At 70.9% G+C, this 12,527-nt stretch carries 6 protein-coding genes and 1 pseudogene; 6 read left to right on the forward strand and 1 reads right to left on the reverse strand.

Annotated features, from left to right (window positions below):
* Positions 1–408 precede the first annotated feature (408 nt).
* The 6 genes and pseudogenes from K5L01_RS03460 to K5L01_RS03485 all read left to right on the forward strand — a co-directional run bounded on the left by K5L01_RS03460 (position 409) and on the right by K5L01_RS03485 (position 11,409).
* Positions 409–3,370, forward strand: a pseudogene (locus K5L01_RS03460) (TonB-dependent receptor).
* A 99-nt stretch (positions 3,371–3,469) separates the two neighbouring features.
* Positions 3,470–5,062 carry a glucoamylase family protein gene (locus K5L01_RS03465; protein WP_425603853.1) on the forward strand — a complete coding sequence of 531 codons (1,593 nt, stop codon included), beginning with the start codon at positions 3,470–3,472 and terminating at the stop codon, positions 5,060–5,062.
* 9 nt (positions 5,063–5,071) lie between these two features.
* Positions 5,072–6,361 carry a sugar ABC transporter substrate-binding protein gene (locus tag K5L01_RS03470; RefSeq protein ID WP_250061975.1) on the forward strand — a complete coding sequence of 430 codons (1,290 nt, stop codon included), beginning with the start codon at positions 5,072–5,074 and terminating at the stop codon, positions 6,359–6,361.
* On the forward strand, positions 6,358–7,239 hold the full coding sequence (locus K5L01_RS03475) for a carbohydrate ABC transporter permease (RefSeq protein WP_250061977.1): 882 nt from the start codon (positions 6,358–6,360) through the stop codon (positions 7,237–7,239). Before K5L01_RS03470 ends, K5L01_RS03475 begins: the two co-directional genes overlap by 4 nt.
* The gene (locus K5L01_RS03480) at positions 7,239–8,105 is read left to right on the forward strand and encodes a carbohydrate ABC transporter permease (protein ID WP_250061979.1); all 867 of its coding nucleotides are present in this window, start codon (positions 7,239–7,241) and stop codon (positions 8,103–8,105) included. The genes K5L01_RS03475 and K5L01_RS03480 overlap by 1 nt, the downstream gene beginning before the upstream one ends.
* A 163-nt stretch (positions 8,106–8,268) precedes the next feature.
* Positions 8,269–11,409: a discoidin domain-containing protein gene (locus tag K5L01_RS03485; RefSeq protein WP_250063446.1), complete on the forward strand. Its 3,141-nt coding sequence runs from the start codon at positions 8,269–8,271 to the stop codon at positions 11,407–11,409.
* A gap of 425 nt (positions 11,410–11,834) precedes the next feature.
* Here the strand turns inward: K5L01_RS03485 and eda are convergent, their stop codons facing one another.
* Positions 11,835–12,494 (reverse strand): bifunctional 4-hydroxy-2-oxoglutarate aldolase/2-dehydro-3-deoxy-phosphogluconate aldolase, encoded by a 660-nt coding sequence (eda, locus tag K5L01_RS03490; protein ID WP_250061981.1) that lies wholly within the window; start codon positions 12,492–12,494, stop codon positions 11,835–11,837.
* Positions 12,495–12,527: the final 33 nt, after the last annotated feature.

The raw sequence follows: 12,527 nt of genomic DNA on the forward strand, positions 1-12,527 counted from the left end.
CGCGGCGTTGCGGTCGGTGAAGGCATACGCGTGGCCAACGCGGCAATTCCCCTCCAGTACATGACACCGCGCCGGTTCCGTGCCGGGCGCCCGCGCTCCTGCGGCCCCGCGTTCGCAAAGCGCGAGGGCAGGGCGCCGGGCGGTGTCCCGGCGCGGCGCGGACGGGGGGCCATGACCACCTGCCGTTCACCCGCCATTGCCCACGATCCGGGATGGCCTGGCCGTGCCCGGTGCATGCCTGCCCGCGCCGACGCCGCGGGACGGCGGCCACCGCCACCGCCGCGGAGGTCCGCAGGCCCTTGAGCCGACGCAGCCGGCGCGGCGCGCTGCCCGCCCGTGGCCACCGCGCCCGGCAACGAACCGAATGGCAGCCGCGCTGCCGCACCCGGAGAGCCGTCCCATGAACCCATCCGTCATCCGCATGTCGCCACCGGCCCGCAGGCTGCTCAGCTGCGCGCTGGCCAGTTGCCTGGCAGTGGCCGGCGTCCCGGTCCTGGCCCAGAGCACCGGCGCGACCATCCGCGGCCAGGTCACGGCCGATTCGGCGCCGGCCGCACAGGCCCGGATCACCGCGACCAACCTGGCCACCGGCCTGGTCCGCAGCGTGCAGAGCAGCGACAGCGGCACCTACGCGCTGGCCGGGCTGCCACCGGGCACCTACCGGGTGGACGTGGTCGCGGCCGGCCAGCGCAGCAGCCGCGACATCACCGTGCAGGTCGGCCAGGCGGCCACCGTCGACCTGGGGGTCGACGGCGTGGGCGGGAGCGCCACGGCCGCCGACACCACCCTGGACACGGTGCAGGTGACCGCGCAGGCGCCGATCGAGACCAAGACCTCCGAGATCGCCACCTACATCACGCCGCGGCAGATCCAGGCGCTGCCGCAGGGAACCCGCAACTTCCTGGCCTTCGCCGACACCGTGCCGGGCATGGTGTTCGAGCAGAACCCGGCCAACGGGTCCACCAAGCTGCGCGGTGGCGTGCAGAGCGCCAACAACGTCAACGTCTACATCGACGGCGTGGGCCAGAAGAACTATGTCACCCAGGGAGGCATCACCGGCCAGGACGCCAGCCGCGGCAACCCGTTCCCGCAGCTGGCCATCGGCGAGTACAAGGTCATCACCTCCAACTACAAGGCCGAATACGACCAGATCAGCTCGGCCGCGGTGACCGCGGTCACCCGCTCCGGCGGCAACGACTTCTCCGGCTCGTTCTTCTGGGACTACACCAACCAGGACTGGCGCACGGCGCGCGAGAGCGAGAAGAACGGGGTCGGCAAGACCCGTTCCGGCGAGAAGCAGTACGGTGCCGCGTTCGGCGGCCCCATCGTCAAGGACAAGGCGCACTTCTTCGTCACCTACGAGGCCAAGGAGTACAACGCGCCGCAGGACCTGAAACCCGGCGAAGGCCGCGACGGCGAGGACCTGCCGGCGCCCTGGCGCGACCAGCTCGGCGCCACCGCCACGCCGTTCAAGGAAGACCTGTACTTCGGCAAGCTGGACTGGTCGCTGGACGAGGCCAACCTGCTGGAGCTGACCTACAAGCGCCGCGAGGAAAGCGAGATCGGCAACGTCGGCGGGCAGAGCGCGCGCAGCTACGGCACCGACACCGGGGTGACCGAGGACCGCTACGACCTGCGCTGGCAGTACTCGAGCAGCAACTGGCTCAACGACGCGCACCTGACCTACGAGAAGGCCTTCTGGACCAAGGCGCCGGTCAACTACGGCAACGGCCGGGTACTGACCGACGGCAGCGGCGACGAAGGCAAGCAGATCTACCGCATCGGCGCCGGCGAGGGCGGCCTGCAGGACAAGGGCCAGAAAGGCTGGTCGTTCCAGAACGACACCACCTTCTTCGGCTGGGAAGGGCACACCCTCAAGTTCGGGGTGAAATACAAGCAGGTCGACCTGGACACCATCGAGCAGCAGCCCTACAACCCGCAGTTCTACTACGACATCCACCAGGGCGGCACGGTGCCGTACTTCGTGCGCTTCGGCAGCGCCGCGGCCGGCACCGATGGCGGTGCGGTCACCTCCAGGAACCGGCAGCTGGGCCTCTACCTCCAGGACGACTGGGAGGTGAACGAGCGCCTGACCCTCAACCTCGGCCTGCGCTGGGACTACGAGAAGACCCCGTCCTACCTCGATTACCGTACTGCGCCGGACGTGCTCGCGGCATTGGCCAGCGTGGACACGGATGCCGGTGCCGCGCCGGGCCAGACCTACGCGCAGACGCTGGCGCGCGGCGGCATCGACATCGAGCGCTACATCAGCACCGGCCACAACCGCAAGCCGTTCAAGGATGCGATCCAGCCCCGGCTGGGCTTCTCCTACGACCTGAGCGGCGACGAGCGCCTGGTGCTGTTCGGCGGCGCCGGACGTTCCTACGACCGCAACCTGTTCGACTACCTGCAGCTGGAGCGCAGCAAGGCCTCGTTCCCGACCCGCCGCTTCCACATCAACGCCCCGGGCCATGCTTGTGCGGTCGGTGGCGACTGCCTGGACTGGGATCCGCGCCTGCTCGACCGCGCGTACCTGATGTCGCTGATCGATTCGGGCGAGGCCGGACGCGAAGTGTGGATGTTCGACAACCGGCTGAAGACGCCGTATTCGGACCAGTTCAGCCTCGGCCTGCGCAACAGCTTCGCCATGGGCGGGGTGGACTGGAACGGTTCGGCCACGGTCCAGCACACCCGCTACAAGGACGGCCTGCTGATCGCGCGCGGCAACCGCTACGGCGACGGCGGCGCCTACGCGCCCAACGGCAGTCCGTGGAGCGCGCCGGGGCTGCCCGGGCTGGGTGCGCTGATCGTGGCCAGCAACGGGTTCGAATCCCGGAACACCGCGCTGCTGCTGAGCCTGGACAAGCCCTATACGGCGTCCAGCCGCTGGAACCTCAACCTGGCCTACACGCTGACCGACGCCAAGCAGAACATCCACGAGAAGGACCCGGTCTACGGCTGGTACTTCCAGCAGGGCACCTGGTACGGCGGCGCCTGGGCACCGCGGCACCGGCTGGTGGCCAGCGGCTTCACCGACCTGCCATGGGGCATGAGCGTCGCCGGCAAGCTGACCCTGGCCAGCACGATCAAGCGCTGGGACATCGACGGCACCGCGGCCTACGGCGGGTACGAGCGGCCGCACGCCTGGAAGCCGGACGGCACCCTGGGCTTCAAGCAGTTCGACCTGTCGCTGACCAAGACCTGGGACACCGGCAGCGACCTGAAACTGAAGATGCGCGCGGACGTGCTCAACGTGTTCGACTGGACCAACTGGGGCGGGTATGGCATCAACTGGGCCGACGGTGCGATCAACAGTTGGGACCAGTATGCGACGCGGACGTTCAAGCTTTCCTTCGGACTGGACTGGTAAGACGCTGGCCGCGGGTGCCCACGGCGGCGCCCGCGCGCCGGCGGGCGCCGCCGCCCTGCAAGAGAACGTGCCTTGAAGCTCCCTCGCACCCTCAGACCCCTGCTGTACGCTGCCACCGCCGGCCTCGGGCTGGCGCTGCTGGCGGCCTGCGGCAAGGCACCCGAGCCCGAGCCGCGGGTGCCGCCCCAGGTGATCCTGATCGAGGCGGACCTGCCGCCGCGGCCGATGAAGCCCGAGTTGCCGCCGTTGTTCGACGACATCGAGCGGCGCACCTTCCAGTTCTTCTGGGACACGACCAACGAGCAGAACGGGCTGACCCCGGACCGCTACCCGTCGCGGCCGTTCGCCAGCATCGCCTCGGTCGGGTTCGCCCTGACCGCCTATCCGATCGGCATCGAGAAGGGCTGGGTCAGCCGCACCCAGGCGGTGGACCGGACCCTGGTGACGCTGCGTTTCCTGCGCGACGTGCCGAGCGGGCCGCAGCGCACCGGCAAGGCCGGCTACAAGGGGTTCTTCTACCACTTCCTGGACATGCGTGATGGCCGCCGCTACGACAGCTGGGTGGAGCTGTCCAGCGTGGATACCGCGCTGATGCTGATGGGGGTGCTGTTCGCGCAGTCCTACTACGACGGTGAGGACCCGCGCGAGAAGGAGATCCGCAGGATCGCCGACACCCTGTACCGGCGCGTGGACTGGACCTGGCTGCAGCGCAACGCGCCGCTGGTGTCGATGGGCTGGTTCCCGGAGAGCGGCTTCATCCAGCATGACTGGATGGGCTACAACGAGGCGATGATGCTCTACGTGCTGGCGCTGGGGTCGCCGACCCATCCCGTGCAGCCGGACGCATGGACGGTGTGGACGCGCACCTACGACAACGACTGGGGCGTGTTCCAGGGCCAGGAATACCTGTCGTTCGGGCCGTTGTTCGGGCACCAGTACAGCCATGTCTGGATCGATTTCCGCGACCTCCAGGACGCCTACATGCGCGAGCGCGGCATCGACTACTTCCTCAACAGCCGCCGCGCGACCCTGGCGCAGCGCGAGTACGCCATCGCCAATCCCATGCAGTGGAAGGGCTACGGCGCGAACGTGTGGGGGCTGACCGCCGGCGACGGCCCGCAGAACACCACCCAGGAGTACAAGGGCGAGCAGCGCCAGTTCCGCCACTACTCCGCGCGCGGCGCCGGGCTGCGGGAGAATTTCGACGACGGCACCATCGTGCCCTCGGCGGCGATCTCCTCGCTGCCGTTCGCGCCGGAAGTGGTGATCCCGGCGACCCAGGAGATGCACAAGCGCTACGGCGACTACCTGTACTCCAGCTACGGCTTCCTGGATTCGTTCAACCCGAGTTTCGAGTACGACATCCCGCTCAAGACCGGGCGCCTGATCCCCGGGCGCGGCTGGGTGGCCAGCGACTACATCGCCATCGACCAGGGCCCGATCCTGGCCGGCATCGCCAACTACCGCGATGAGTTCGTCTGGACCGTGATGAAGAAGAACCCCTACATCCGCAAGGGCCTGGAGCGGGCCGGCTTCAGCGGCGGCTGGCTGCTGCCCGAGGGCGAGGAGTGGCAGCCGCTGCGCAAGGACGAAAAGGCGGCCGCCGCACGCGCGGTGGGCATCGCCGAGTCGCGCGCGGCCGCGGCCCAGGAGCAGAAGGCGCCGGACAAGCCCGGCGCGCGGCCGCGGTAGGGACGGGACATGCCGGCGCGCCTGCCGCTGCTGTTCGCCGTGCTGGTGCTGCTGGCCGGCTGCCTGCGCCCGCAGCCGGGCGTCACCCTGACCTTCTGGGCGATGGGGCGCGAGGCCGAGGTGGTCGGCGAGCTGGTGCGCGAGTTCGAGGCCGAGCACCCGGGCATCCGCGTCCAGGTGCAGAACATCCCCTGGACGGCCGCGCACGAGAAGCTGCTGACCGCCTATGCGGCCGACGCCCTGCCGGACCTCTGCCAGCTCGGCAACACCTGGGTGCCCGAATTCGCCACCCTGGGAGCGCTGACGCCGCTGCAGCCCTACGTGGACGGGTCACGCACGGTCGTGCCGGAGGATTACTTCCCGGGCATCTGGGACACCAACGTGGTCCAGGGGCAGCTGGTCGGCATCCCCTGGTACGTGGACACCCGGCTGCTGTTCTACCGCAAGGACCTGCTGCGCCAGGCCGGCTTCGCGCATCCTCCGCGCGACTGGGCCGAGTGGGAGCGGATGAACGCGGCACTGAAGCGCACGCTGGGCCCGGACCGCTACCCGGTGCTGATGCCGCTCAACGAGTTCGAACCGCAGCTGTCGCTGGCCCTGCAGCAGGACGACCCGCTGCTGCGCGACGGTGATACCCGCGGCAATTTCCAGAGCCCGGGGTTCCGCCGCGCCCTGGGCTTCTACGCCAACCTGTTCGCGCAGGGCTGGGCGCCGAAGATGTCCGAAACCCAGATCTCCAACGTCTGGGACGAGTTCTTCCGCGGCTTCACCGTGTTCTACCTGTCCGGGCCCTGGAACATCCGCGAGTTCCGCCAGCGCCAACCGGCCTCGCTGGAGGGCGAGTGGGGCACCGCGCCGCTGCCGGGGCCGCACGGGCCGGGCGCCGGCATCGCCGGCGGCACCAGCCTGGTGGTCTTCCAGTCCTCGCGGCACAAGCAGGCGGCCTGGGCGCTGATCGAATTCCTGTCGCGGCCGGCGGTGCAGCAGCGCTTCCATGCGCTGATCGGCGACCTGCCGCCGCGGCGCAGCGTGTGGGCCCGCGCGGCGCTCGCCGAGGACCCCCTGGCCGCGGCGTTCGGCGATCAGCTGGAGCGGGTCAGGCCGACGCCCAAGGTGCTGGAGTGGGAGCGCATCGCCCAGGAGATGCGCCTCGTCAGCGAGCAGGTGGTGCGTGGCGGGCTGGACCAGGACACCGCGGTGAAGCGCCTGGACGCGCGCGTGGACGGGATCCTCGCCAAACGGCGCGCGCTCGCCGCGCCCTCGCCGGAAGGCGCGCCCGCAGCGGAGGCCTCGCGATGAGGCGGCGCGCGCTCGCCGGCTGGGTGTTCGCCGCGCCGGCCCTGGCGGTCATCGGGGTGTTCTTCGTGCTGCCGGTGCTGGCCGCGCTGGCGCTGAGCCTCACCGACTTCGACCTGTATGCGCTGGCCGATCCGCGCAACCTGCGCTTCATCGGCCTGCACAACTACCTGGAGCTGCTGCGCACGCCGATGTTCTGGAAGGCGCTGGGCAACACCGGGTATTTCGTGGTGCTGGGCGTGCCGCTGTCCATCGCGCTGTCGCTGGGCGCGGCGCTGCTGCTCAACGCGCCGGCGGCGCGCTTCAGGGCGCTGTTCCGCACCGCGCTGTTCGCGCCGGTGGTGACCACCCTGGTGGCGGTGGCGGTGATCTGGCGCTACCTGTTCCATACCCGCTACGGGCTGGTGAACTGGGGGCTGGGGCGGATCGGCGTCGATCCGGTGGACTGGCTGGGCGATCCGCACTGGGCGATGCCGACCCTGATCCTGTTCGCGGTCTGGAAGAACTTCGGCTACAACATGGTGATCTTCCTGGCCGGGCTGCAGGCGATCCCGCGCGACCTGTACGAGGCCGCGCGCATCGACGGCGCCTCGCGCTGGCAGCAGTTCCTGCACATCACCCTGCCGATGCTCGGGCCGGTGCTGCTGGTGGTGGGGGTGATCACCGTGTCCGGCTACTTCCAGCTGTTCGCCGAGCCCTACGTGATGACCCGCGGCGACCCCCTGCAGAGCACGGTGAGCGTGCTGTATTTCATGTTCGAGGAAGGCTTCAAGTGGTGGAACCTGGGCCGCGCCTCGGCCGTGGCGTTCCTGCTGTTCCTGATCATCCTCGGCGCGACCACGTTGATGCTGCGGGTCGGCCGCCGGCGGGGGCTGCTGTGATGGCGCGCGTCCGCCGGCGCCCGGCCACGGAGCGGCGCGAGATCGGCCAGTCACGGGCCTGGGGATGGTGGATCAACGGTGCGCTGCTGGTGCTGGCGTTCGCCAGCCTGGCGCCGCTGGCCTGGATGGTGTCGGTCTCGTTCATGCCGGGCGGGCAGGCCTCGCAGTTCCCGCCGCCCTTGCTGCCCACCGGCTTCACCACCGGCAACTACCACGCGCTGTTCGCGCGCACCGGCATGGCCGGCAACTTCGCCAACAGCCTGGGAATCGCCCTGGCCATCACCGTGGGCTCGCTGCTGTTCAACACCCTGGCCGGGCATGCCTTCGCCAAGCTGCGCTTCGCCGGGCGCGAGCGGGTGTTCCAGGCGCTGCTGGCGGCGCTGGTGGTCCCGGCGCAGGTGGCGATGCTGCCGCTGTTCCTGTTGATGAAGCAGCTGGGGCTGGTCAACACCTGGGGCGGGGTGGTGGTGCCGGGCCTGGCCAGCGTGTTCGGCATCTTCCTGGTGCGCCAGTACGCGCGCTCGATCCCCGACGAACTGCTGGAGGCGGCGCGCATCGACGGCGCCAGCGAGGCACGCATCTTCTTCCAGATCGTGCTGCCCATGCTCAAGCCGGTGCTGGTGACCCTGGCGATCTTCACCTTCATGGGGGCCTGGAACGACTTCATGTGGCCGTTGATCGTGCTGGCCGACCAGGAGCGCTACACCCTGCCGGTGGCGTTGGCGTCGCTGTCGCGCGAGCACATCATGGACGTGGAATTGATGATGGCCGGCGCGGTGGTCACCGTGGTGCCGGTGCTGCTGCTGTTCCTGCTGCTGCAGCGCTACTACATCCAGGGGCTGCTGCTGGGCAGCGTGAAGGAGTGAACCGTGCAACCCGGCGCGCGGTGCGTGGCCGGAACAGGCCCCGGCGCCCCCGGCTGGGCGGCGGCGATCCGCAGCGGGCTCCGGTTCTGCGAAAATCCCCCCCTGGCCGCCGTCCCCCGTTCCGAGACCGTCCGCGATGAGAAGCCTCCTTGTCCTGTTGCTGATGTCCACCGCCCTCCTGGCCGGCCCCGGCCGGGCGGCGGAAGAGCCGGCGCGGGTGCTGGCCACGTTCGACGACCTCGGCGCCTGGCAGCTGGTGACCTCGCCGCAGGTGAGCGGCTCGCTGCGGCGGGTGAACGCCAACGGCAGCCGTGCCCTGTGCCTGGACTACGATTTCCACGACGTCTCCGGCCATGTGGGCATCCGCCGGCCGCTGGACGTGACCTGGCCGGACAACTACCGGGTGTCCTTCCGGCTGCGCGGCGACTCGCCGGCCAACGACCTGCAGTTCAAGCTGATCGACGCCAGCGGCGACAACGTGTGGTGGGTCAACCGCAGCGCGTACGTGTTCCCGAAGGCCTGGACCCGGGTGGACTACCGCAGGCGCCACGTCGAGAAGGCCTGGGGTCCGGACCCGGACAAGGTCCTGCGCCGCAGCGCGGCGGTGGAGTTCACCGTCTACAGCAAGGTCGGCGGCAAGGGCACGGTGTGTTTCGACCAGCTCACCCTGCAGCCGCTGCCGAAGGAGGACGATTCGGCGCTGACCGCCACGGTCATCGCCGACACCGCCACGGCGCTGCAGCAGCGCATCGCCGACGGCAAGCCGAACACCGTGTGGATCAGCGGCGGGGTCAAGCAGCAGACGGTCAGCCTGGACCTGGGCAAGGTCCGCGAATTCGGTGGCGCGGTGATCCAGTGGGTGCCGGGCCTGGAGGCCTCGCGCTACCGGGTGCAGGCCTCCAGCGATGGCCGCGACTGGCACAGCCTGCGCGAGGTCACCGCCGGGGGCGGAGGGCGCGACTGGCTGGCCTTGCCGGAAACCGAGGCCCGCTACCTGCGCTTCGACCTGATCGATGGCCCCAGCTGGCGCTACGGCATCCGCGACATCAGCCTCAAGCCGCTGGCGTTCGCCGAGACCCCGAACGCGTTCGTGCGCTCGGTGGGCGCCGACCTGCCACGCGGTGCGTTGCCGCGCGGCTTTTCCGGCGAGCAGCCGTACTGGACGCTGATGGGCCTGGACGGCGGCCGTGAGCAGGCGCTGATGGGCGAGGACGGCAGCCTGGAGGCGACCCGCGCCGGCTTCAGCATCGAGCCGTTCGTGGTGCTGGACGGCAAGGTGCTGGGCTGGGCCGACGTGGCCGCGAGCCAGCAACTGCTGGAGGGCTACCTGCCGGTGCCCTCGGTCGAATGGACGCACCCGGCATTCGGCCTGCAGGTGACCGGTTTCGTGCAGGGCCGCCCGGACCAGGCGCAGCTGGTGGCGCGCTACCGCCTGCACAACCCGGACAAGGTGGCCCACGACTACCGGCTGGCGCTGGCGGTGCGGCCGTTCCAGGTCAACTCGCCGGGGCAGTTCCTCAACACCGTCGGCGGGGTGAGCCGGATCGAGCGGCTGGCGGTGCAGGGCGGGCAGGTGACGATCGACGGGCAGCCGCGGGTGTTCGCTTCGGCGGTGCCCGATGCCGGCTTCGCCAGCGCGTTCGACAGCAAGCTCGCCGTCACCCACCTGGCCGACAAGACCCTGCCGGGCACGCACGAGGTCCGCGATCCGACTGGGCTCGCCTCGGGCGCGCTGCTCTACACCTGGACGCTGGCGCCGGGGCAGAGCCGCGAGGTGGCGCTGGTGCTCCCGCAGACCGGCCGCTGGACGATGCCGGCCGACTTCGACGCCGAGGCGGCGCAGCAGCAGGTCGCCGCCTCGTGGCGCGGCAAGCTGGACCAGGTACGGCTGCGGCTTCCCGAGGCCGGCCAGCCGTTGGCGGACACGCTGCGCACCGCGCTGGCGCACATGCTGATGTCGCGCGACGGCCCGCGCCTGCAGCCGGGCACGCGGTCCTACGCGCGCAGCTGGATCCGCGACGGCGCGATGATCTCCGAGGGGCTGCTGCGGCTCGGGCGCGGGGATGCGGTACGGCAGTATCTGGACTGGTACGCGCCGTACCAGTTCGACAGCGGCATGGTGCCGTGCTGCGTGGATGCGCGCGGCAGCGATCCGGTGCCCGAGAACGACAGCCACGGCGAGTTGATCCATGCGATCGCCGAGTACTGGCGGCATACCGGCGACCTGGATTTCCTGCAGCGCATGTGGCCGCACGTGCTGGCGGCCTGGGGCTACATGGAGGACCTGCGGTTGAGCGAGCGCAGCGACGCCAACCGTGCGCGCCACCCCGGGTTCTACGGCATGATGCCGGCCTCGATCAGCCACGAAGGATATTCGGCCAAGCCGGTGCATTCGTACTGGGACGGGTTCTGGGCACTGCGCGGCTACAAGGACGCCGCCGACCTGGCCACGGCCCTCGGCCTGGAGACCGAAGCCGAGGCGATGGCCGAATCGCGCGACCAGTTCCGCCAGGACCTGTACGCCTCGCTGCGCGCGGCCATGGACGCGCACCGCATCGACTACCTGCCGGGCTCGGTGGAGCTGGGCGATTTCGATCCGACCTCGACCACCATCGCGCTGGCGCCGGGCGGCGAGCAGGGCCGCCTGCCGCAACCGGCGCTGGACAGCACGTTCGAGCGCTACTGGCAGCAGTTCGTCGAACGCCGCGACGGCAAGCGGCAGTGGAAGGACTACACCCCGTACGAGTGGCGCAACGTCGGCGCGTTCGTGCGCCTGGGCTGGCGCGAACGCGCCTGGGAGGCGAGTGCGTTCTTCCTTGGCGACCGCGCGCCGCGGGCCTGGAACCAGTGGGCCGAGGTGGTGTCCTCGACGCCGCGCACGCCGTTCTTCCTCGGCGACCTGCCGCATGCCTGGGTGGCCTCGGACTTCGTGCGCGCGGCGCTGGACATGTTCGCCTACGAGCGCGAGGCCGACGCCGCCCTGGTGCTGGCCGCCGGCGTGCCGGTGGCATGGTTGCCGGGCAAGGGCATCGCCCTGGAGGGGCTGCGCACCCCGCACGGCCGGCTGCGCTATGCCTTGGCGCGCAGCGACCGGCAGCTGACCCTGGAGATCGCCGAGGGCCTGGTCGTGCCCGAGGGCGGACTGGTGCTGCCCTGGCCCTATCCCGGGACACCGGGCGACGCCCGGGTCAACGGCGAGCCGGTGGCATGGTCGGGCGGCGAGCTGCGGATCATGACCGTGCCCGCCAGGGTGGAGATCGAGGTTCCGGCCGCGGTGCGGCGGGGCGAGCGCGCAAAGCGCTGAGCCGGGTCGGCGGAAATGACCGGCGGCGGGTAGCCGGTGGGCTGCGGCCACCCGCCGTACGGCGCCGCAGGCCGGAGAGGCCGTGGGGACGGAAACGACCGGACGATGAGGGCCTGGACCGGTTGCCGGGGCGACGGACAGGCACCGCCGTGCGCCGGCATGCCCGATGCCTCACGGGCAGCGCGCCGGTGGCGGCCCTGCACGGCCTCCGGCAGGCAGCCCCGGAGCGAGCCGGCAGCCGGGTCGGGATGCGTGGTGCGGGAGGGGGCGGGCGCCCCGTGGTGGGCGCTGCCGATGGTAGGGCCCGCTGCCGCCAGGCCTCGGCGGCCGAGCGGATGGCCACGGCCCGCGGGCGGTCCCCGTGTCGGGTCTTGAGCGCAGTGGCCGCCCGGCGCCATGGGCGGGTGCGGCCGGCCGCGATCGGATCAGGCGGCGCGCACCGTGCGCACGATGGCGGCGGCGGCGGCGGCGGAGTCGCGTACCCGGTCCCACTGCCCGGCGCGGATCCAGGCGTCGGCCACCATCCATGAGCCGCCGATGCAGACCACGTTCTTCTGGCCGAGGTAGTCGGCGGCGGTCGCTTCGGTGATGCCGCCGGTGGGGCACAGCTTGAGTTCGGGGATCGGGCCGGCCACGCCCTTGATCATCGCCAGCCCCCCCACGGCGGTGGCCGGGAACAGCTTGCAGATCCGGAAGCCGCGGGCGAGCAGGGCCAGCAGCTCGGTCGGCGACGCGGCGCCGGGCACCACCGGCAGCGGGGCGGCGACCAGGGCGTCGGCCATGTGCGCGGGCGTGCCCGGGGTGACCAGGAAGTCGGCACCGGCATCGATCGCCCGCTGCATCTGCTCCACGCTCAGCACGGTGCCGGCGCCGACCACCACGTCGGGCAGTTCGCGCTTGAGCAGGGCCAGGGCCTCCATCGCCACCGGCGTGCGCAGGGTCAGTTCGATGGCCGGCAGGCCGCCCTCCAGCAGCGCCGCGCTCACCGCGCGGGCCTGGTCGAGGGTGTGGACGGTGACGACGGGCAGGATGCCGGCGGCGGTGAGCAGCTGTTCGGCGCGGTCCTGGTGCTGGGCGAGGGTCATGTCGGGGTTCCGGAAAAGGGCAGGGCCGGCGTC

Origin of the sequence: Stenotrophomonas mori, from assembly GCF_023556335.1 — a bacterium.
Lineage (GTDB): Bacteria > Pseudomonadota > Gammaproteobacteria > Xanthomonadales > Xanthomonadaceae > Stenotrophomonas > Stenotrophomonas mori.